The sequence below is a fragment of the Caulobacter sp. 602-1 genome (assembly GCF_003931565.1).
GTDB lineage: Bacteria > Pseudomonadota > Alphaproteobacteria > Caulobacterales > Caulobacteraceae > Caulobacter.
In genome coordinates this window covers 47,854-69,237 of record NZ_RRYI01000001.1, presented here as the reverse complement: position 1 = coordinate 69,237, position 21,384 = coordinate 47,854, and the positions used below count along the sequence as shown (strand labels likewise).

The 21,384-nt window shown below is 67.4% G+C and carries 21 protein-coding genes and 1 pseudogene; 10 read left to right on the top strand and 12 right to left on the bottom strand.

The annotated features are described in order from the left end of the window. Nucleotides 1-115: 115 nt before the first annotated feature. From EIK80_RS00350 to EIK80_RS00305, 10 genes are all read right to left on the bottom strand, one after another. A complete protein-coding gene (locus EIK80_RS00350) occupies nt 116-376 on the bottom strand; it encodes an ATP synthase F1 subunit epsilon (protein WP_066686484.1) in 261 nt (86 codons plus the stop codon). Continuing rightward, a complete protein-coding gene (locus EIK80_RS00345; protein WP_125154987.1) occupies nt 376-627 on the bottom strand; it encodes a hypothetical protein in 252 nt (83 codons plus the stop codon). The genes EIK80_RS00350 and EIK80_RS00345 overlap by 1 nt, the downstream gene beginning before the upstream one ends. Further along, nucleotides 627-2,255, bottom strand: a complete 1,629-nt coding sequence (atpD, locus tag EIK80_RS00340; protein WP_125154986.1) for a F0F1 ATP synthase subunit beta — start codon at nt 2,253-2,255, stop codon at nt 627-629. Before atpD ends, EIK80_RS00345 begins: the two co-directional genes overlap by 1 nt. A gap of 46 nt (nt 2,256-2,301) precedes the next feature. Beyond that, on the bottom strand, nt 2,302-3,177 hold the full coding sequence (locus EIK80_RS00335; protein WP_125154985.1) for a F0F1 ATP synthase subunit gamma: 876 nt from the start codon (nt 3,175-3,177) through the stop codon (nt 2,302-2,304). A 7-nt stretch (nt 3,178-3,184) separates the two neighbouring features. Beyond that, nucleotides 3,185-3,814, bottom strand: a complete 630-nt coding sequence (locus EIK80_RS00330) for a pseudaminic acid biosynthesis-associated methylase (protein WP_125154984.1) — start codon at nt 3,812-3,814, stop codon at nt 3,185-3,187. Between the two features lie 10 nt (nt 3,815-3,824). After that, nucleotides 3,825-5,357, bottom strand: coding sequence for a F0F1 ATP synthase subunit alpha (gene atpA, locus EIK80_RS00325; RefSeq protein ID WP_125154983.1), 1,533 nt, complete (start codon nt 5,355-5,357; stop codon nt 3,825-3,827). 49 nt (nt 5,358-5,406) lie between these two features. Beyond that, on the bottom strand, nt 5,407-5,961 hold the full coding sequence (locus tag EIK80_RS00320) for a F0F1 ATP synthase subunit delta (RefSeq protein ID WP_125154982.1): 555 nt from the start codon (nt 5,959-5,961) through the stop codon (nt 5,407-5,409). A 192-nt stretch (nt 5,962-6,153) separates the two neighbouring features. Further along, nucleotides 6,154-6,393 carry a hypothetical protein gene (locus tag EIK80_RS00315; protein WP_125155807.1) on the bottom strand — a complete coding sequence of 80 codons (240 nt, stop codon included), beginning with the start codon at nt 6,391-6,393 and terminating at the stop codon, nt 6,154-6,156. 154 nt (nt 6,394-6,547) lie between these two features. Next, complete coding sequence (locus EIK80_RS00310) at nt 6,548-6,880, bottom strand: hypothetical protein (RefSeq protein ID WP_125154981.1); 333 nt, start codon at nt 6,878-6,880, stop codon at nt 6,548-6,550. A 281-nt stretch (nt 6,881-7,161) separates the two neighbouring features. Next, a complete protein-coding gene (locus EIK80_RS00305; protein WP_125155806.1) occupies nt 7,162-7,578 on the bottom strand; it encodes a hypothetical protein in 417 nt (138 codons plus the stop codon). Nucleotides 7,579-7,729: 151 nt separating this feature from the next. Between EIK80_RS00305 and EIK80_RS00300 the strand changes: the two genes are divergently transcribed. From EIK80_RS00300 to EIK80_RS26285, 8 genes and pseudogenes are all read left to right on the top strand, one after another. Next, complete coding sequence (locus EIK80_RS00300; protein ID WP_125154980.1) at nt 7,730-9,043, top strand: acyl-CoA dehydrogenase family protein; 1,314 nt, start codon at nt 7,730-7,732, stop codon at nt 9,041-9,043. Between the two features lie 80 nt (nt 9,044-9,123). Beyond that, nucleotides 9,124-9,759: a LemA family protein gene (locus EIK80_RS00295; protein ID WP_125154979.1), complete on the top strand. Its 636-nt coding sequence runs from the start codon at nt 9,124-9,126 to the stop codon at nt 9,757-9,759. A 34-nt stretch (nt 9,760-9,793) separates the two neighbouring features. After that, on the top strand, nt 9,794-10,561 hold the full coding sequence (locus EIK80_RS00290; protein ID WP_370450156.1) for a YgcG family protein: 768 nt from the start codon (nt 9,794-9,796) through the stop codon (nt 10,559-10,561). Nucleotide 10,562: 1 nt separating this feature from the next. Next, on the top strand, nt 10,563-11,264 hold the full coding sequence (locus tag EIK80_RS00285) for a TPM domain-containing protein (protein WP_125154978.1): 702 nt from the start codon (nt 10,563-10,565) through the stop codon (nt 11,262-11,264). Nucleotides 11,265-11,285: 21 nt separating this feature from the next. After that, nucleotides 11,286-11,369 (top strand): annotated as a pseudogene (locus tag EIK80_RS00280) (CPBP family intramembrane glutamate endopeptidase); the annotation flags it as partial. A gap of 25 nt (nt 11,370-11,394) precedes the next feature. Then, complete coding sequence (locus tag EIK80_RS00275; RefSeq protein ID WP_125154977.1) at nt 11,395-11,826, top strand: DUF1330 domain-containing protein; 432 nt, start codon at nt 11,395-11,397, stop codon at nt 11,824-11,826. Between the two features lie 95 nt (nt 11,827-11,921). Beyond that, nucleotides 11,922-13,109 carry an acetyl-CoA C-acyltransferase gene (locus EIK80_RS00270; RefSeq protein WP_125154976.1) on the top strand — a complete coding sequence of 396 codons (1,188 nt, stop codon included), beginning with the start codon at nt 11,922-11,924 and terminating at the stop codon, nt 13,107-13,109. Between the two features lie 388 nt (nt 13,110-13,497). Further along, nucleotides 13,498-13,635, top strand: coding sequence for a hypothetical protein (locus EIK80_RS26285; protein ID WP_199743329.1), 138 nt, complete (start codon nt 13,498-13,500; stop codon nt 13,633-13,635). Between the two features lie 67 nt (nt 13,636-13,702). Here the strand turns inward: EIK80_RS26285 and EIK80_RS00265 are convergent, their stop codons facing one another. Both EIK80_RS00265 and polA read right to left on the bottom strand, forming a co-directional pair. After that, on the bottom strand, nt 13,703-15,661 hold the full coding sequence (locus tag EIK80_RS00265; protein ID WP_125154975.1) for a methyl-accepting chemotaxis protein: 1,959 nt from the start codon (nt 15,659-15,661) through the stop codon (nt 13,703-13,705). Between the two features lie 176 nt (nt 15,662-15,837). Further along, nucleotides 15,838-18,729: a DNA polymerase I gene (gene polA / locus EIK80_RS00260; protein ID WP_199743328.1), complete on the bottom strand. Its 2,892-nt coding sequence runs from the start codon at nt 18,727-18,729 to the stop codon at nt 15,838-15,840. A 126-nt stretch (nt 18,730-18,855) separates the two neighbouring features. Here polA and EIK80_RS00255 point away from each other — a divergent pair, with 126 nt between their 5' ends. Both EIK80_RS00255 and EIK80_RS00250 read left to right on the top strand, forming a co-directional pair. After that, entirely contained in the window at nt 18,856-20,205 is a 1,350-nt protein-coding gene (locus tag EIK80_RS00255; protein ID WP_125154973.1) for an energy transducer TonB, read from the top strand. A 97-nt stretch (nt 20,206-20,302) separates the two neighbouring features. After that, nucleotides 20,303-21,331 carry an aspartate-semialdehyde dehydrogenase gene (locus EIK80_RS00250; protein WP_125154972.1) on the top strand — a complete coding sequence of 343 codons (1,029 nt, stop codon included), beginning with the start codon at nt 20,303-20,305 and terminating at the stop codon, nt 21,329-21,331. Nucleotides 21,332-21,384 lie beyond the last annotated feature (53 nt).

The window sequence follows — 21,384 nt, the reverse complement described above, 5'->3', positions numbered from 1 at the left end:
CGAAAACGCCCCCGATCCGGGGGACCGAGGGCGTTTCAAAGCGCGTGGGCGAAACCCTTTTTGCCGCACGATGGCCGCCGAAACCGGTATCCACTTTCGGCTATCGCGCTTGGCGTCAGGCCGCTTCGACGGCGTGCTCGGCCAGGATCGTCAAGCCTTCCGGACCGACATCGGCGAAGCCGCCCTGGATGTCGAACACCTTGGTCGTCGCGCCGTCCTTCACGGTCACCTTGCCTTCGCGCAGGGTGGTCATGAACGGGGCGTGGTTGGCCAGGACGCCGAAGTCGCCTTCCGCGCCCGGAGCCTGGACCATGTCCACGTCGCCGGAGAACAGTTCGCGCTCGGGCGCGACCAGGGAAAAGTGCAGTTTGGCCATCAGTTGAAGGTCTCCTCGACACCGCCAAGAGCGGCCTCGATATCCTCGTCGGTCTGGATTTCGGTCCCGCAGAACGGGCAGAAGTGGATCGTGGCCAGCATCAGGCCGGTCTCGCCCTCTTCTTCCCGCTCGCCGAGGTTCAGCAGGATCAGGCCGCTGTCATGCTCGATGAGACCGGCGGAGGTGTCCGGAGACACCGCCTCCGCCAGCTCCTCGCAGCAGAAACCGGCCAGTTCCGTGTCTTCGGTCATCAGGCTTCGGCCGCCATCTTTTCGGCCTTGGCCACGGCTTCCTCGATCGGGCCGACCATGTAGAAGGCGCCTTCCGGCAGGTGGTCGTATTCGCCGTCCACGATGCCCTTGAACGAGCGGATGGTGTCCTTCAGCTGGACGAAGGCGCCCGGCGTGTTGGTGAACTGCTCGGCCACGTGGAAGGGCTGCGACAGGAAGCGCGAGATCTTGCGGGCGCGCGACACGACCAGCTTGTCCTCTTCCGACAGCTCGTCCATGCCCAGGATGGCGATGATGTCCTTCAGGGCCTTGTACTGCTGCAGCACTTCCTGGACGCGACGGGCGACCGTGTAGTGCTCCTCGCCGATGACCAGCGGGTCCATGATCCGCGAGGTCGAGTCCAGCGGGTCCACGGCCGGGAAGATGGCCTGGGCCGCGATGTCACGCGACAGAACGGTGGTGGCGTCCAAGTGGGCGAACGAGGTGGCCGGAGCCGGGTCGGTCAGGTCGTCGGCGGGGACGTAGATGGCCTGGACCGAGGTGATCGAGCCCTTGTTCGTCGAGGTGATGCGCTCCTGCAGGTTGCCCATCTCGGTGGCCAGGGTGGGCTGATAGCCCACGGCCGAGGGGATGCGGCCCAGCAGAGCCGACACTTCGGCGCCGGCCTGGGTGAAGCGGAAGATGTTGTCGACGAACAGCAGCACGTCCTTGCCTTCCTCGTCGCGGAAGTATTCCGCGATCGACAGGCCGGTCAGGGCGACGCGGGCGCGGGCGCCCGGGGGTTCGTTCATCTGGCCGTAGACCAGGGCGCAGCGGCTGCCTTCGGTCGAGCCGTTGTTGGCCTTCGGGTCGACGTTGACGTTCGACTCGATCATCTCGTGATAGAGGTCGTTACCTTCGCGGGTGCGTTCGCCCACGCCGGCCAGAACCGAGTAACCGCCGTAAGCCTTGGCGATGTTGTTGATCAGTTCCTGCATCGTCACGGTCTTGCCGACGCCGGCGCCGCCGAACAGGCCGATCTTGCCGCCCTTGGTGTAGGGGCACATCAGGTCGATGACCTTGATGCCCGTGACCAGCACTTCGGCGGTGTTGGTCTGCTCGGCGAAGGTCGGAGCGTCGCGGTGGATCGTGCGGCTGATGTCCGACCGGATCGGGCCCTGCTCGTCGATCGGCTCGCCGATGACGTTCATGATGCGGCCCAGGGTGCCCGGACCGACCGGAACGCGGATGGCTTCACCCGTGTCGCGCACCGGTTGGCCGCGAACCAGGCCCTCGGTGGCGTCCATGGCGATGGCGCGGACGGTGTTCTGGCCCAGGTGCTGGGCGACTTCGAACACCAGGCGCTGGCCGGTGGCCTCGTTGACAGTCTCGACGGCGTTCAGGATCGCCGGCAGGGCGCCGTCGAACTCGATGTCGACGACGGCGCCGATGATCTGCACCAGACGGCCGGTGGCGCCGGCCAGGTTGGCGGTCGGAGCCTTCGGCGCGGCGGCGGCCTTAGGAGCGGCCGGCTTCCTGGCGGCGGCCGGAGCCTTAGCGGCGGCGGCGGGAGCCTTGGTCGCGGCGGCCTTCGGCGCGGCGGCGGCCTTGGGGGCGGCGGGCTTCTTGGCGGCGGCGGTAGCCGGCTTTTCGGTCGGGGTCTTGGCCATGGCTTGCGGTCTTTCGGTCTCTGCGTGCTTGTGTCGTTAGGCTAGATCAGACGGCTTCGGCGCCGGAGATGATCTCGATCAGCTCCTTGGTGATCTGGGCCTGGCGGGAGCGGTTATATTCGAGGGTGTAGCGCTTGATCATATCGCCGGCGTTGCGCGTGGCGTTGTCCATGGCGGTCATCTGGCTGGCGTAGAAGCCGGCCATGTTGTCCAGCAGGGCCGACAGGATCTGGACCGTCAGGTTGCGCGGCAGCAGGGTCTCGAGGATGGCCTCTTCCGAGGGCTCGTATTCGTAGACCGCCGCCGGACCGGTCGGGGCTTCGACGCCCTCGACGGTGGCCGGGATCAGCTGCAGGCCGGTCGGGATCTGCTGCACCACCGACTTGAAGCGGCTGTAGAACAGGGTGACCACGTCGGTCTCGCCCGCTTCATACAGGCGGGTGACGGTGTCGGCGATCGGCTGGGCCACCGACAGCGTCAGCTGGCGATAGGCCGACAGGTCGAAGGTCTCGACGATCTTGCCTGCGTAGGGGCGAGTGAGCTGGGCCGTCACCTTCTTGCCGACGCAGATGATCTGCACCGTCTTGCCTTGTGCGATCAGGCTGTCGATGTGGACCCGCGCGGCGCGGACGATCGACGAGGTGAAGCCGCCCGCCAGGCCCCGGTCGGCGGCGGCGACGACGACGAGGTGTCGCTCGTCGCGGCCCGTGCCGGCCAGCATCTTCGGCGCGCCGTCGCCGGACACGCCCGAGGCCAGGTTGGCGATCACGCTCGCCAGACGCCGAGCATAGGGACGCGCGGATTCCGCCGCGTCCTGGCTCCGGCGCAGCTTGGCCGCCGCCACCATCTGCATCGCTTTCGTGATCTTCTGCGTGGCTTTCACGCTCGAGATCCGATTGCGCATTTCCTTTAGGCTTGCCATCCGCCTATCAGACCTTCCTAAACAGCCACCAGGTGGTGTCGTCCATCACGGTCGTTCTTCTCCAGAAGAATCCGTAATCAACCAGCACCAGATCCGGGAACAGATCCAAATAGAGCGAGCCGAAATCGTTCTTAAACAGAAGATCCGTCTCGCCTCGGTACATAATCGTTTCCGCCTTCGGCGAAAAATACTCGGCGCAGAGGACGTACTTGGCCGAAACGCGATGAATCTCGCGCATCGTCGCCTCGAGCTGGGTCGGATCCACATGGATCAGAACGCCCGAGGTGAACGCCATGTCGACCGCGCCATCCGCCAGCGGGATGCTGTGCCCGAAGCCCTCGAACAGACGCTCGGGCGGCAGGACGCCATCCTCGAGGATCTGCTTGCGGGCCACGCCATTGGGCTCGATGCCCCACAGCTCGGCGTCGGTGATCGCCTGGAGACCCCGCAGGTTCAGCCCGACGTTCGGACCGACTTCCAGGATGCTCTTGGGCGGATCGCCGACCAGACGCGGCAGCACTTGCCCCCAAGCCCTTGCCCGGCCGCGCACGGCGTCGACGGTCACGGAATTCCGCTCGGTATAGCGGTCTCCGAACTCGCCGGACCACGCGTCCAGGGTCTTGGGGGCGTCAGCCATCTGCGGCCTCTTAGGCGAAGGTCGCCGAGAAGCTGTCGAGCGCGCTCTTCAGCGTGTTCTCCAGGTCCTTGTCGAGGGCCTTCTTGGTGCGGATGCCTTCCAGCAGATCGGCGTGCTGGCTGTGCAGACGGGCCAGGAGCTCGGTCTCGAAACGGCGGACGGCCGAGGTCGGGATCTTGTCCAGATAGCCGCGCGTGCCGGCGTAGATCACGCAGACCTGCTCTTCCACCGCCTGCGGGGCGTATTGCGGCTGCTTCAGCAGCTCGGTCAGGCGTTCGCCGCGGGCCAGCATCTTCTGGGTCGAGGCGTCCAGGTCCGAACCGAACTTCGCGAAGGCGGCCATTTCACGATACTGGGCCAGCTCGCCCTTGATCGGGCCGGCGACCTGCTTCATCGCCTTGATCTGGGCCGACGAACCGACGCGCGACACCGAGATGCCGACGTTCACGGCCGGGCGGATGCCCTGGTAGAACAGGTCGGTTTCCAGGAAGATCTGGCCGTCGGTGATCGAGATCACGTTGGTCGGGATGTAGGCCGACACGTCGTTGGCCTGGGTTTCGATGATCGGCAGCGCCGTCAGCGAGCCCGAACCGTTGTCTTCGTTCAGCTTCGCGGCGCGTTCCAGCAGGCGCGAGTGCAGGTAGAAGACGTCGCCCGGATAGGCTTCGCGGCCCGGCGGGCGGCGCAGCAGCAGCGACATCTGACGGTAGGCGACGGCTTGCTTGGACAGGTCGTCATAGATGATCAGGCCGTGCAGGCCGTTGTCGCGGAACCACTCGCCCATGGCGCAACCCGAGAACGGGGCCAGGTACTGCAGCGGGGCCGGCTCCGAGGCCGAGGCGACGACGACGGTCGTGTATTCCAGAGCGCCGTGCTCTTCCAGGGTCTTGACGATCTGGGCGACGGTCGAGCGCTTCTGGCCGATGGCGACGTAGACGCAGTAGAGCTTGGCGCTCTCGTCCTTGCCGGCGTTCACGGCCTTCTGGTTCAGAATGGTGTCGATGGCGACGGCGGTCTTGCCGGTCTGACGGTCACCGATGATCAGTTCGCGCTGGCCGCGACCGACCGGGATCAGGGTGTCGATCGACTTCAGGCCGGTCTGCACGGGCTCGTGCACCGACTTCCGCGGGATGATGCCCGGGGCCTTCACGTCGACGCGGCGACGCTCGGTGTATTGGATCGGGCCCTTGCCGTCGATCGGCTCGCCCAGCGGGTTGACGACGCGGCCCAGCAGGCCACGGCCGACCGGCACGTCGACGATCTCGCCAAGGCGACGGACTTCGTCGCCTTCCTTGATTTCCTGGTCCTGGCCGAAGATCACAGCGCCGACATTGTCGCGCTCGAGGTTCAGGGCCATGCCCTTCACGCCGGCCTTCGGGAATTCCAGCATTTCACCGGCCTGGACGTTGTCCAGGCCGTAGATGCGGGCGATGCCGTCACCGACGGACAGCACCTGGCCGACGTCGGAAACGGCGGCTTCTTCGCCGAAGTTGGCGATCTGCGACTTGAGGATGGCCGAAATCTCGGCGGCGCGGATGTCCATGGTCTTCTGGGCTCTCTGCGATCTAATTTTTTAGGGCGCGCTTATACGCTCAGGCGCGCTTCAGGGCGAATTTCAGGGAATCGAGCTTCGAACGGAGCGAAGCATCGAAGAGACGCGAACCGACGCGCACCTTCAGGCCGCCCAGCAGGGACGGATCGACGCGCGTGGAAACTTCGGGGGTCTTGCCGAGCGCCCCGGCCAGGGCGGCTTGCACGCCCTTCAGCTGGGCGGGCGACAGGGCGGCGGCCGAGACGACCTCGGCGGTGACGACGCCGCGGTGCTTGGCCGACAGCTCGGTGAAGGCGGTGATCGCGCCCATCAGATCGCCAGCGCGACCGTTGGCGGCGACGAGACCCAGGAACTTGATGGTCAGCGGCTGGAAGCCGGCCTTCTTGGCGACGGCGGACAGGCCCTTGCCCTTGTCCTCGGCGGAGAAGGCCGGCGAGGCGATCAGGCGGCGCAGGTCGGCGCTGTCGCCCACCATGGCCTTCAGGCTCTTCAGGTCGGCCTCGACCTTCTGCAGGGAGCCGTTCTCGATCGTCAGTTCGAAGAGGGACTGCGCATAGCGCTGACCCGCATCCGTCGCCTTGGTTTCGTCCGCCACTTGGTATCCGCCCGGTGCGTTGTAAATGGCCGCGAACAAGAAGGTTAACCCTTATCGCGGCTTAAAGGCTTGAGCATGCTTATAAAAAGCACATGGACGGCCGACGCGTCCGCGCCGCCCTGTCCGAAGCCGCGCGCCTGATAACACGGGCCTTTCGCAGTCGCAACCAAAGGGGCGAGGCTGGTTAGCCGTTCAGTCCGCGGCGCGGCGGAACACGGCCGAGGCGGAAGCCGCCAGAGCGCCGTCCGGACGGCGCAATTCGCCCTGGGCGAAGACCAGACTGCGGGTGCCCCGTTCGATCCAGGCCTTGGGCTCCAGACCCTCTTCGACGCCGCCTCCGGCATAGTCCACGGTCATCGAGGCCAGGGCCGTTCCCTCGCCCGCGGCCTTGCGCAGAACGGTTTCCAGCTGGGCGGCCAAGCTCATGTCCATCAGCGTCAACTAATCACTGGTCCGAAAAAGAAAAGGGGCGGCGGAAGGTTTCCGCCGCCCTTGAAGGCGAATGCTCGAGGAAACAGCCAGACCGGGCCGGAGAAACGGCGACCCACAACGCGTCTGGTACTCAGGTAAAGCGCGGTACGTGTTCCTACTTAGCCGAGGCCAGGGACGAACCACCCTTGGCCGAGGCGTTGCAGCGGGTCAGATCGTCGGCGTCCAGCGACTTGGCTTCGCCGCCGAAGGCCGAGACGCGACCCACTTCCTTGGCGAGCGCCTTGCAGGCGACCGCGGTGAGAGCCCGCGAGGGGGCTTGGGCCGAGACACACTCGGCGCCCTCGCAGACGAAGACGGCCCCGCCGGCGACGACCTTGGTCTTGGCGGCCACGGGAACGTCCAGGGCGGCGGCGATGCGACCGTCGGCGAAGGCCGAGGTGGCGAGCATGGAGAGGGCGGCCGCGGCCGCCAGGGAACGGAGCTTCATTGGAAAGCCCTCCGGTATCGGGGAAGTTGCGGTCAGATCGTTGATCGGTGAAAAGCGGTACTGGCCGCCCGGACCCTGCCAATTCCTTGGGGCCACCCTATCTAGGCATGGCCGCACCGGTATCCCCACCGGTGCTTCGGATCCGAACTAAGCATCGCTTAGATATCAGTGATAAGAAATTGCGCAAGCGGAAATTCGCACGCGCCTCGCATTTTCAGAAAACGGGGATTTCGGATCGATCGCGGCGAAGGCCGCGCGGAAACGGTGAAAGGGCGCTCGCCCTACAGCCCCAGAATCTGGTCGATCCGGCTCTCGGCCTGGGCGTGGATGGCGCGCTCCTCGACCATGCCTTGGGCGCGGGCATAGCGGCCGTCCTTGCCGGCGCGGCGTTGAATGCCCTCGGCGCTGAGCACCGGCGCGACCGGCTTGGGCTCGGTGAAGGCGCCGAGCAGGGCGGACATGACCGCGCCGATCACGGCGGCCGCGATCGGGCCGCTCATGCCGATCCAGTCCTCGCCGAAGATCGCCTGCAGGCGCATGATCAGCACCTCGCGGTTCGGCTGGCGCTCCATGACCTCGATGGCCCAGTAGACCCCGCCCTCGACGAGCACGGCCAGGACGATCGGCAGCAGCACGCCCAGCCAGCGCGGCCGGACGAACAGCCCGAGCGCGGCCCCAATGATCGCGAAGGCGGCCATGGTGATCATGGCGACACCCTAGGCTCGCCCTGGTCAAGGACCGGTTAAAACCTCGTTCCGCAGGGGCATGGTTGGCCGCGGCCGCTCGCCGAGCTTAGTCTCCCTAATCACAAGATGCGCGCCAGGAAGCGCAGGTTAGGGAGGCTTCGCCATGGACTTCCAACTGCCCCCGGAGCTGACCGCCTATCTGGGCGAGCTCGACGCCTTCATCGACAGGGAGATCGCGCCCCTGCAGGCGCGCGACGACAACGACCGGTTCTTCGACCACCGCCGTGAATGGGCCCGCACCGACTGGGACATGGGCGGCCTGCCTCGGCACGAGTGGGAGGAACTGCTGGCCAAGGCCCGCAAGCTGGCCGACCAGGCCGGCCACTACCGCTTCGCCCTTCCGAAGGCCTATGGCGGCCAGGACGGCTCCAACCTCTGGATGGCCGTGATCCGCGAGCATCTGGCCAGCAAGGGCCTGGGGCTGTTCAACGATCTGCAGAACGAGCACTCGATCGTCGGCAACAATCCGTTCGTGCTGATGATCCGCGACTTCGGCCGGCCCGACCAGCAGTCCCTGATCACCGACATGCTCGACAAGGGCGCCTTCCGCCCGACCTTCGGCCTGACGGAGCCCGAGCACGGCTCGGACGCCACCTTCATGGAGACCCAGGCCGTGCGCGAGGAACGCCATGGCGAGGCCGGCTGGCGGATCGACGGCGAGAAGATGTGGACCACGGGCATGCACGCGGCCACCCACTGCTGCCTGTTCGCGCGCACCTCCGGCGAGGATGGCGACGCCCGCGGGATCACCGCCTTCCTGGTCCCGGCCCACGCGCCCGGCGTGAAGATCGAGGAGTACCTCTGGACCTTCAACATGCCGACCGACCACCCGCGCGTCAGCTTCACCGACGTCTGGGTCCCGGAGTCGGCGATGTTCGGGCCCGAGGGCGGCGGCCTGGCCCTGGCCCAGCACTTCGTGCACGAGAACCGCATCCGCCAGGCGGCCTCCAGCCTGGGCGCGGCGACCTACTGCATAGAAGAGAGCATCAAGTACGCGCGCGCGCGCAAGCCGTTCGGCAAGGCCCTGGCCGAGAACCAGGCCATCCAGTTCCCGATCGTCGAGCTCTCGACCCAGGCCGAGATGCTGCGCCTGCTGATCCGCAAGACCGCCTGGGAGATGGACCAAATGACCAAGCCGGAGGTCGAAAAGCGCCTCTCCGACAAGGTCTCGATGTGTAACTACTGGGCCAACCGCCTGTGCTGCGAGGCCGCCGACCGGGCCATGCAGATCCACGGCGGGATCGGCTACTCGCGCCACAAACCGTTCGAGCACATCTATCGCCACCACCGCCGCTACCGGATCACCGAAGGCAGCGAGGAGATCCAGATGCGCAAGGTGGCCGCCTGGCTGTTCGGCTATATGGGTCCGCGCAAACAGGCCTTCGCCCAGGAACGGGCGGACATGGATAAGGTTTAACCCGTCGCGACCTGACGTGTATCAATGGACGCGCTATCTAACCGCGATACGCGAACATACGTGTTCGCGCAGGAGGCTCCATGAACCGTCTCGTCCGTTACGCCGCGCGCGTCGCCCTGATCGTCGCCATTCCCGCGACGCTGGCCGGCTGCGGGATCAACACCATCCCCACCCAGGACGAGGCCACCAAGGCCGCCTGGGCCGAGGTGCAGAACCAGTACCAGCGTCGCGCCGACCTGGTGCCGAACCTGGTCGCCACGGTGAAGGGCTACGCGGCCCAGGAAAAGAGCGTGCTGGTCGAGGTCACCGAAGCCCGCGCCAGCGCCACCCAGGTCAAGGTCGACGCCTCGACCATCACTGACCCGGCCCAGTTCCAGCAATACGCCGCGGCCCAGGACAAGCTGTCGGGCGTGCTGGGCCGACTGATGGTCATCCAGGAACAGTATCCCGACCTGAAGTCGAACCAGAACTTCCTGGCCCTGCAGAGCCAGCTGGAAGGCACCGAGAACCGCATCACGATCGCGCGCCGCGACTACAACAGCGCCGCCCAGACCTACAACACCACGCTGCGCACCTTCCCCAGCGTGCTGTGGGCCAAGACCGTCTATAGCGGCCAGAAGCCGGCCCAGCTGTTCCAGGCCACGGCCTCGGCCCAGAGCGCCCCGACGGTGGACTTCTCCAGCCCGCCGACGGCGACGCCGCCGAAGGTCAACTAGGTTGCAACTCGCCCCGCCCATGGTCCGGGCGCGCGTGAGGACGTGGCTGCTGGCCCTCGTGGCCATGCTCTTCGCCCTCCCCGCCTTCGCCGAACCGAAGTTCCCGCCCCTGACCGGGCGGGTGGTCGACGACGCCCAGATCCTGTCGCCCCAGGTCGAGCAGGACCTGACGGGCAAGCTGGAAAACCTCGAGACCACGACCGGCCGCCAGTTGGTCGTGGCCACCGTGCCCAGCCTCGACGGCTATCCGATCGAGGACTACGGCTACCAGCTGGGCCGGACCTGGGGCATCGGCGAAAAGGGCAAGAACACCGGCGTGATCCTGCTGGTCGCGCCCAACGATCGGAAGGTGCGGATCGAGGTCGGCTACGGCCTCGAGCCCGTGCTGACCGACGCCCTGTCCAGCGTCATCATTCAGAGCGTCATCCTGCCGAAGTTCCGCGACGGCGACATGGAGGGCGGCGTCGTCGCGGGAACCGACGCGCTGGTCGAGCAGCTCAGCCTGCCGGCCGACCAGGCCAAGGCCCGTGTCGCCGAGGCCAGCCAGCCCGACCGGCAGAAGGCCAAGGGTTCACCGATCGTCGGCTTCCTGATCTTCCTGTTCATTATCTTCGTCTTCTCCAGCCTGTTCCGGGGACGCCGCGGTCGCGGCGGCCTGGGCTCGGCCCTGCCGTGGATCATCCTGAGCGCGCTGAACAACAGCGGTCGAGGCGGTGGCGGCTGGAGCGGCGGCGGAGGCGGAGGCGGCTTCTCCGGCGGCGGCGGATCGTTCGGCGGCGGCGGCAGTTCGGGGAGTTGGTGAGATGGCCCAGGGCATGACCCCACGAGACCTAGACCGCATCGCCAACGCGGTGGCCGAGGCCGAGAAGACCACCGGCGGCGAGATCTTCTGCGTGCTGGCGCCCGAGGTGTCGGACTATCGCGAGACGCCCCTGGCCTGGGCGGCGTTCGCGGCCCTGGTCCTGCCGGCCGGCGCCTTGTTCGCCGGCTTCCGGCCCGAGATGCTGACCCGCCTGTTCGGCGGCTGGAGCATCGGCCACCAGGCCGCGCTGGACGGCGCGATCCTGTCGGCGCTGTCGACCTACATCACCCTGCAGCTGGTGGTTTTCGTCGTCGTCGCGCTGGTGGTGTCGATCCCCCCCGTCCGCCGCGCCCTCACGCCGGGCTCGCTCAAGGCCGCCCGGGTCAAGCGCGCGGCCATGGAGCAGTTCCTCGGCCACGGCCTGCACGTCACCCGCGACCGCACCGGCGTGCTGATCTTCGCCGCCCTGGCCGAGCACCGGGTCGAGGTCATCGCCGACGAGGGCATCTACGCCGCCGCGCCCAACGCGGTCTGGGACGAGGTTGTCGCCGACCTAGTCGCGGGCCTCAAGCGCGGCGAGATCGCCGACGGCTTCGTCGCCGCCGTGAGCCGCGCCGGAACCATCCTGGCCGCCCACGTCCCGCCTCGCTCCGACGACCGCAACGAATTGCCCGACGGCCTGACCATCCTGCCGAAGCGATAGGAGGCGGGCGACAGCCGTCCGCGCTCCGCCGAAGCCGCCGCCCTCACGATATTGAGCTTGGCGTTGTTCCGGTTCTGGCCTCCCATGCGGCCAGAACAAGAGCGCCGAGGCGCCGACATCGGAGGAACCCTTGTCCAGCATCGACCCCACCCGCGAGCAGTTCGACGCGTTCAAGGCCCTGCCGCGCGACACGCCGATCCAGATGCTCAACCTCGTGCGGCTAAGGGCGGTCGCCGACTACCCCGAAAGCCATCCCAACCACCGCAAGGGCATGAGCGGCCTCGAGGCCTATCGCGAATACGGCCGCACCACCGCCGTGCTGTTCGCCAGCCTGGGCGGTCGCCAGGTCTGGGCCGGACGGCCCGAGGGCGTGGTCACCGGACCGACCGACGAGCGCTGGGACCTGGCCTTCATCGCCGAATATCCGAACGCCGGCGCCTTCCTGGCCATGGTCACGAATCCGGACTACCGCGCCTTTGTCCAGCATCGCACGGCGGCGGTCGAGGACTCGCGACTGATCCGCCTCGCGCCGATGGAGCCGGGCGAAGGGTTCGGAGAATAGACCTGCCGTTGACGCAAGCGTCATCTTTCGCCGCGCGGAAAGCCGGTTTAGGGTGAGGCCAATTCAAACTAACGTTTAACGGGGAGTGCGCCTCTATGCGCGAAGCGGTTATCGTCTCTTACGCCCGCACGGGCCTGGCCAAGTCCAATCGGGGCGGCTTCAACAACACCCATGGCGCGGCCATGGCCGGCCACGCGATTCAGCACGCGGTGAGCCGCGCGGGTCTCGACGGCCCGGAAGTCGAGGACGTCGTGCTGGGCTGCGGCGGCCCCGAAGGCGCCACGGGCATGAACGTCGCCCGCAACGCCGCCATCTGGGCCGGCCTGCCGGTGACCACCTCGGGCCAGACCGTCAACCGCTTCTGCTCGTCGGGCCTTCAGGCCATCGCCACGGCGGCCAACTACATCCGCAACGACGGCGCACCGGTCGCCATCGGCGGCGGCGTGGAGTCGATCTCGCTGGTGCAGGGCGGCGGCCACATGAACCGCTTCCACATCACCGAAGACAAGCTGATGAAGGAAAAGCCGGCCCTGTGGATGGCGATGATCGACACCGCCGACATCGTGGCCAAGCGCTACAACATCAGCCGCGAGTACCAGGACGAATATTCGCTGCGCAGCCAGCAGCGCATCGCCGCGGCCCAGGCCGCCGGTCTGTTCGACAACGAGATCGTGCCGATGGCCACCAAGATGAAGGCGGTCAACAAGGAGACCAAGGAAGAGAGCCTGGTCGACTACGTCGTCACCAAGGACGAGTGCAACCGTCCGGAAACCACCCTCGAGGGCCTGGCCAAGCTGGAGCCGGTCAAGGGTCCGGGCAACTTCGTCACCGCCGGCAACGCTAGCCAGCTGTCGGACGGCGCCGCCGCCGTGGTGGTCATGGAAGCCAAGGAAGCCGCCAAGCGCGGCCTGGAGCCGCTGGGCCTGTTCAAGGGCTTCGCCATCGCCGGCTGCGAGCCCGACGAAATGGGCATCGGCCCGGTCTTCGCCGTACCGCGCCTCTTGGAACGCCACGGCCTCAAGGTCGACGACATCGACCTGTGGGAACTGAACGAGGCCTTCGCCTCGCAGTGCCTCTACAGCCGCGACCGCCTCGGCATCGATCCGGAGAAGTACAACGTCAATGGCGGCTCGATCGCGATCGGCCACCCCTTCGGCATGACCGGCGCCCGCTGCGCGGGCCACCTGCTGCTGGAAGGCAAGCGCCGCAAGGCCAAGCTGGGCGTGGTGACCATGTGCATCGGCGGTGGCATGGGCGCCGCCGGCCTGTTCGAAATCTTCTGATTTCGATCAGGACGGAGGACGGCGCCCATCACTAAGAGTGGCTGAGATCGCTCTTCGCGATCTCAGCGCGGCGCCGCCGGCCTGTTCGAAATCTTCTGATTTCGATCAGGACGGAGGACGGCGCCCATCACTAAGAGTGGCTGAGATCGCTCCTCGCGATCTCAGCGCGGCGCCGCCGGCCTGTTCGAAATCTTCTAAGTCCGCTTTCGCAGCGCATCGATCCTAAAAAGGCCGGGAACCCACAAGCGGGTTTCCGGCCTTTCCTATTGGATCAGGACGCTTCGGGACCACAGGAACCCGGGCCTTGAACCTGGCGGCGGCGAGGCCATCTAGGCCCTCGTCGACGCCCGCGAATTGTCGCTTCAAGACGTCAGACCCGAGATAGGACATGGCTGCCAAGGCCTTCTTCACCGTCGCCCTGCTGATCGCCGCCGCGATCGGCCTGGCCCTGCCGACGCCGAACCCGAGCCACGGCCCCCGGACCACTCAATCGTCGTTCGAGACGATCGCGCTGAACCGCGGCTGAAGCGGATAGGCGAAAGGCTCCCCGGTTTCTCGGAGAGCCTCCCGATCGTCCGCCGATCGTTGGACGATCAGAACTCTTCCCAATCCTCGCTGACCGCCACGGCGGCCGAACCGCGCCCTGGGCGAGCCGTGACCGCCGGTCGCGCGGGCGCGGGCCGGGCTGCAGGCCGAGCCTGGGCCTGAGCTGGCGGACGATAGGTCGTTTGAGCCGGACGCGACGTGGCCGGGGCGGCGCTCTCGGCCACGCGGAAGCGGCCAACCAGCTCCATCAGGGCCTTGGCCTCGTTCTTCAGCGAGTGCGAGGCGGCGGTGGCCTCCTCGACCATGGCGGCGTTCTGCTGGACGACCTGGTCCATCTGGTTCACCGCGCCGTTGACCTCGTTGAGGCCCGTGGCCTGCTCGGTGGTCGAGGCCGAGATCTCTTTCATCAGCGCGTCGATCGAGGCGACCTGCTCGACGATGCGGCTAAGCGCCTCGCCGGTCTGGCCGACCAGGTCCACGCCCGTCTCGACCTGCTGGGTCGAGGTCGAGATCAGGGTCTTGATCTCCTTGGCGGCGTCGGCCGAGCGCTGGGCCAAGGCCCGCACTTCCTGGGCGACGACCGCGAAACCGCGGCCGGCTTCACCCGCGCGAGCGGCCTCGACGCCGGCGTTCAGGGCCAGAAGATTGGTCTGGAAGGCGATCTCGTCGATCACCCCGATGATCTGGCTGACCTGATTGGACGAGGTCTCGATCTCGGTCATGGCCGCGACGGCCTGGCCGACGATCCGGCCCGAGCGTTCGGCGTCCGACCGGGCGTTGGCCACGACCTGCGAGGCCTCCTTGGCGCCCGAGGCGGTCTTGCGGACCGTCGCGGTGATCTGGTCCAGGGCGGCGGCGGTCTCTTCCAGACTCGCGGCCTGCTGTTCCGTCCGGCGCGAAAGATTGTCGGAGGCTTCGGCGATCTCGTCGGCGCCGCTGTTGACGCCGCCGGTAGCCATGTTGATCGACTGGATCGCCTGCTGCATGCGGTCGGCGGCCGCGTTGAAGTTGGCCTTGAGGCTTTCGGCCTTGGGATCGAAGGTCGTGGTGATGCGGTGGGTCAGATCGCCGCCGGCCATGTGGTCCAGAGCCTCGTTGAGGGCGGCGATGGCGATGGCGTCGTTGCGGGCGATCTCGGCCTTCTCGGCCTCGTTGGCGGCGCGCTCGTTGTCGGCGGCCCGGCGATGCTCGGCGGCGGCGGCCTCGATGCGGACCTTCTCGGCCTCGGAATCCTTGAAGTAGGCGACGGCGGCGGCCATTTGGCCGATCTCGTCCTTGCGGCCCTGGGCCGGCACCTCGACCGTGCTGTCGCCCGAGGCGAGCCGGCGCATGGCGTTGGTCATGGCGGTGACGGGCGCCGCGATGGCGCCGGTCAGCAGCAGGCCGCCGGCGATGGCGATGCCGGCCGTGATCAGGATGCCGATGGCCAGGGCCAGGGTCGATTCCAGCGAGGCCTTCTTCTGGGCGGCGGCCTCCGTCGCCAGTTCGGCCTCGGCGTTCTTGGTGATGGCTTCGATGGCGTTTTCGACCGGCTCGACCGCCTTGTCGGCGACGCCGTCGTTGCGCACAAGCTCGACCGCCTGAGGACGAGTGGCCGGATCTGCGCCCAGCCGCTCGCCCGGCTCGATGGCCATCTTGCGATAGTTGGCGTAGGCGGCGTCGACGGCGGCGATGCGGGCCAGGTCTTCCTGGTCGCCGGCGGCCAGCGCGCGCATCTCGTCCAGCGCCTTCAGGAACTTCGGCTTGTGCGCCTCTTCCAGGCGCTGGACGTAGTAGTTGTCGCCCGACAGCAGGAAGCCGCGCAGCGAATTCTCCTGACGGGTCAGGCGGAAGGCCGCCGTATCCGCCTGGCGCAGCATCTCATAGGCGCGCTCGGTGCGTTCCACGGAATGAGCGAGGGCGACCTTGTTGGCGTAGAGGGACACGCCCATCACAACGATGGTCGTGAGCATGACAGCGAAGACCGCCATCAGCTTGTGCGGAATTTTCAGATCGCCAAAAGACACCGGCCGGGGCTCCTCGAAATGGGGCGGCGACCGCTAAACCTCGGATAACACTACTCTTTGAAACTGCACTACGGTTCGCGGGCGTCACGGATAGCAGTGAGCCCCGAACCCTTGCTGGGGCATTAACCGTCCCGTGGCGGAATGTCGCACGAACGACCATTTCGCCTTTATTTTGATCAGTGGGCCTCATCCCAGTTGAGCGCGGCGCGGGCCTCGACCGTAAGCGGCACCGACAGGGCCACCGCCGGCTCGGCGGCCTTTTCCATGACCTCGCTGATCACCGCGCAGGCGCGGTCGGCTTCCGCCTCGGGCGCTTCGAAGACCAGTTCGTCGTGCACCTGCAGCAGCATCCGCGCCTCGAGACCAGCCGCCTCGAGGGCGGCGGGCATACGGATCATGGCCCGGCGCATGACGTCGGCGGCCGCCCCCTGGATCGGCGCGTTGATCGCCGCGCGCTCGGCGAACTGTCGCTGGCCGACCGATTTGGACTGAATCTCCGGGATGTTGATCTTGCGGCCGAAGATGGTCGAGACGTAGCCGTGCTCGCGCACGAAGGCCTTGGTCGCGTCCATATAGGCCTGAATACCCGGGAAGCGCTCGAAATAGGTCTTGATATAGGCCCCGGCCTCGCCCTGGCCGATGCCCAACTGGTTGGCGAGACCGAAGGCGCTGATGCCGTAGACGATGCCGAAATTGATCGCCTTGGCCCGGCGGCGGATCATGGGATCCATGCCCTCGATCGGCGTGTCGAACATCTCCGAGGCCGTCATGGCGTGGATGTCCAGGCCCTGCTGGAACGCCTTTTTCAGCTGCGGAATGTCGCCGATATGGGCCAGGAGGCGCAGCTCGATCTGGCTGTAGTCGGCGCTGATCAGCACCTTGCCCGGCGGCGCGATGAACGCCTTGCGGATCTTGCGGCCTTCCTCGGTGCGGACCGGGATGTTCTGCAGGTTCGGGTCGGACGAGGACAGGCGGCCCGTCGTCGTGGCCGCCAGGGCGTAGGAGGTGTGGACCCGTCCCGTGGACTCGGCGATCGCGGCGACCAGGTTCTCGGTGTAGGTGCCCTTCAGCTTGGAGAGCTGGCGCCAGTCGAGCAGGACGCGCGGCAGTTCGTGCTCCAGCGCCAGGCTCTCCAGCACGTCGCTGTCGGTCGACCATTGGCCGGTGGCGGTCTTCTTGCCGCCCTTCATGCTCATCTCGCCGAACAGCACGTCGCCGATCTGCTTGGGGCTGCCCAGGTTGAAGGGGCGGCCGACGATCTCCTGGGCGCGCGCCTCGAACTTGGCCATGCGCAGCGAGAACTCGTTGGAGAGCAGGCGCAGCGCCTCGGGATCGACCTTGACCCCGTTGTTCTCCATCATCGCCAGCACGGCCGGCAGCGGGCGTTCCAGCGTCTCGTAGACGGTCGCCAGGCCCTCGCGGGCCAGGCGCGGCTTCAGCGTCTGCCAAAGGCGCAGGGTGACGTCGGCGTCCTCGGCGGCATAGGCCGTCGCCTCGTTCAGGCCCACATGCTTGAAGCTGATCTGGGCCTTGCCCGTCCCGGCCACCTGCTTGAACGGGATCGGCTTGTAACCCAGGTGCAGCTCCGACAGTTCGTCCATGCCGTGGCCATGCAGGCCCGCCTCCAGCACGTAGGAGATCAGCATGGTGTCGTCGATCGGCGCGACCTGGATCCCGTGGCGGGCCAGGACGGCGATGTCGTACTTGGCGTTCTGCGCCACCTTCAGCACCGCCGGATCCTCCAGCAGCGGCTTCAGGGTCGCGATGACCTCCTCCAGCGGGATCTGCACCAGGTCGGCGGCGGCCTCCAGCGCCAGGCCGTCCTTCTCGCAGTGGCCGACCGGGATATAGCAGGCCTCGCCGGCGTTGATGGCCAGGGACACGCCGCACAGACCGGCCGTGGCCGACGACAGGGCGTCGGTCTCGGTGTCGAAGGCCACCACGCCCTTGGCCGTGGCCTTGGCGACCCAGGCCTTCAGGGTGTCGAGATCCTGGATGCGGACATAGGACGCATGGTCGATGCTGATCGGCTCGGCCACCGCGCTGGCGGCGGCGCGCGCGGCCGCGCCCATGTACGACACCGTGCTGACCGGCGCCTTGGGCTGGGCCGGCGCCCGCTCGAGCGTGCCCGGCGCCGCAGCGGCCGAGCCGTCGCCGACCCGGCGAGCCAGGGTGCGGAACTCCATCTGTTCGAGGAAGGCCGCCAGGACCTCCTTGTCCGGCTCGCGCACGGTCAACTCATCCAGCGGCTGGGGTAGCGGCGTGTCGCAGTCCAGCTTGACCAGGGCTCGCGACAGGCGGATCTGGTCGGCGAATTCGATCAGGGTCTCGCGGCGCTTGGGCTGCTTGATCTCGCCGGCCCGGGCCAGCAGGGTGTCGAGGTCGCCATATTCGGTGATCAGCTGAGCGGCGGTCTTGATCCCGATCCCCGGCGCGCCCGGCACGTTGTCGACGCTGTCGCCGCACAGGGCCTGAACGTCGACGACCTTGTCCGGATAGACGCCGAACTTCTCGAACACCTGCTCGCGCTCGATCCGCACGCCCTTCATCGGGTCGAACATCGAGACGCCGTCGCCGACCAGCTGCATCAGGTCCTTGTCGGACGAGACGATCACCGCCTCGCCGCCGACCTCGCGGGCCTTGCAGGCGTAGGCGGCGATCAGGTCGTCGGCCTCGTAGCCGGGCAGCTCGATGGCCGGCACGCCGAACGCCCGAGTGGCCTCGCGCACCAGCGGGAACTGCGGGATCAGGTCTTCCGGCGGCGGCGGACGGTGGGCCTTGTACTTGTCGTAGAGGGTGTTGCGGAACGTCTTCTCAGAGTGGTCCCAGATCACCGCCAGGTGGGTGGGCGTGTCGCCCTGCATGTCGCGCATCAGCTTCCACAGCATGTTGCAGAAGCCCTGGACGGCGCCTACCGGCAGGCCGTCGCTCTTGCGGGTCAGCGGCGGCAGGGCGTGATAGGCGCGGAACAGATAGGCCGAGCCGTCGACCAGGAAGAGCCGGACGGCGGGGCCGTCCTGGGTCAGATCGGAAACGTTCGGAAGCGGGGGCGCGGCGGCGTCGGTCATGGCCGGCAACATAGGGGGCGCGAGGGGCGTCGGGAACCCTCTGGCGGCGCGCAAATGGATCGCTTAGCCTCCACCTAAGGTCGAGCCGCGAAGGGGTCGTGCGCCGGCTGGTTCCAGGGGTTTCCCGTGTCGCGCTCCCTCCTGCTGGCCATGCTCACGGCCGGCCTTTTCGCCACCGCCCTGTCGACGGTCGCCCTGGCCCAGGCCGAAGACGACGCCCCGCCCTCGGGCTGGCGGCCGAACTTCGTCACCCGCGTGCCCCAGGCCAAGATGAAGGCCGCCTTCCCCAAGGGCGCGACCGTCACCGGCAAGGCCATGCTGGGCTGCGTCGCCGACAAGGGCGGACGCCTGGTCGACTGCAAGGTGCTGCGCGAGGATCCCGTCGGCCAGGGCTTCGGCGAAGCCGCCCTGTCGGTGGTCGGCTATGAGCGGATCGCGACGAAGGACGCCCAGGGCGCCTCGGTCGAGGGGCGGCCGGTCCGCACCACCTTGGAGTTCCTGGCCCCCGGCGACGCCAATCCGGACTGGGTCCGCAAACCCAACGGCGCCGAGATCGCCAATGTCTTCCCCAAGAAGGCGCTGGACAGGCGCGTCGGCGGCAAGGCCACGATCCGCTGCAAGGCCACGGTCGAGGGTTTTCTCGAGGCCTGCCGGGTGCTCTCGGAATCGCCCCAAGGCATGGACTTCGGCGGCGCCGGTCTGCAGCTGGCTCCGCAGTTTCGGATGTCGCCCAAGATCCGCGGCGGCCGCGCCGTGGCGGGCGGCGAGGTCACCATCCCGATCACCTGGGAGGAGCCGCGCGGCGCCGCGCCGATCAACACTACCTCCATCGTGCTGGACCCGCCCTGGAGCCGCGTCCCCACCCAGGCCGAGCTCGCCGCCGCCTGGCCCAAGGCCGCGGCCGGCGAGCCGTTCGGTCAGGCCGCCCTGCGTTGCGTCCTCATGAAGACCGGCCAGCTGCGCAGCTGCGACGTGATCTCCGAAAACCCGCGCGGCAAGGGCTTCGGCAAGGCCGCCCAGGACCTCTCGAAACTGTTCATGGTCAATATCGGTCCGGCCGACGCCAAGACCTTCAAGGACTACAAGATCGACCTGCCCTTCCGCTTCCGTGATCCGGCGGCGCCCGAGGCCCGCAAGCTGACCAAGCCGCGTTGGATCCGCACCCTGTCGGCCGAGGGCATGGCGGAGGTCTATCCGCAAGCGGCCGCCAAGGCGGGAGTCGCCTCGGGACTGGGCGCGGCGACGTGCGCGGTCACCGCCACCGGCGAGCTGGCCGACTGCAAGCCCGCGCGCGAGACCCCTGCCGGCCTCGGCTTCGGCGCGGCCGCGGTCGAGGCGGTCAAGCTCATGCGCATGAACCCCTGGACGCGGGAAGGCGACACCGTCGACGGCCTGACCGTCACCATCCCGGTGCAGTTCACCCTGGACGTGAAGGCCCAGGACGAGCCCGCCGCTCCGGCTGGCAAGCCGGGCTGATCGCCCCGCCAGCTTTCCTCGCCTTGCGCGCCGGGACCATGAAGCGTACGGGAACCTCGCTCCGCGCGGTACGCGGGCACAGTTTCAGGAGAGCGCGATGGGTTACCGGGTCGCCGTGGTCGGCGCCACGGGCAATGTGGGCCGCGAGATGTTCAACATCCTCGAGGAAGTCAAATTCCCCGTGGACAAGATGCACGCCATCGCCAGCCGCAAATCCATCGGCGTCGAAGTCTCGTTCGGCAGCCAGATCCTGCACTGCGAGGACCTGGAGAAGTTCGACTTCTCGACGGTCGACATCGTGCTGATGAGCGCCGGCGGCGCCATCTCCAAGGCCTGGGGCGAGAAGATCGGCGCGGCCGGTCCGATCGTCATCGACAACAGCAGCCACTTCCGGATGGATCCGGACGTGCCGCTGGTGGTGCCGGAAGTGAACCCGAACGCCGTCGACAAGCTGCCGAAGAACATCATCGCCAACCCCAACTGCTCGACCGCGCAGCTGGTGGTGGTGCTGGCCCCCCTGCACGCCGAAGCCAAGATCAAGCGCGTCGTCGTCTCGACCTACCAGTCGGTGTCGGGCGCGGGCAAGGAAGGCATGGACGAGCTGTGGGACCAGACCAAGGGCGTCTTCGTCCTGGGCGCGCCGCCGCCCAAGAAGTTCACCAAGCAGATCGCCTTCAACGTCATCCCGCACATCGATGTGTTCATGGAGGACGGCTATACGAAGGAAGAGTGGAAGATGATGATGGAGACCAAGAAGATCTTGGATCCGTCCATCAAGCTGACCGCCACCTGCGTGCGCGTGCCCGTCATGGTCGGCCACGCCGAAGCCGTGAACATCGAGTTCGAGACCCCGCTGGACGAGGACGACGTCCGCGAGATCCTGCGCGACGCCGAGGGCGTGGAAGTCATCGATAAGCGCGAGGACGGCGGCTACATGACGCCGAAGGAAAGCGCCGGCGAATTCCCGGTCTACGTCTCGCGCATCCGAACCGACCCGACGGTGGAGAACGGCATCGCCCTGTGGTGCGTGGCGGACAATCTGCGCAAGGGCGCGGCGCTGAACGCCGTACAGATCGCCCAGCTCCTGCACGACAAGGGCCTGATCAAGCAGAAGACCCCAGCCTAAGCCACGATCCGCAATAAGCGGGTGGAAATCAGGGCTCCCGGGGCAGACCTCCC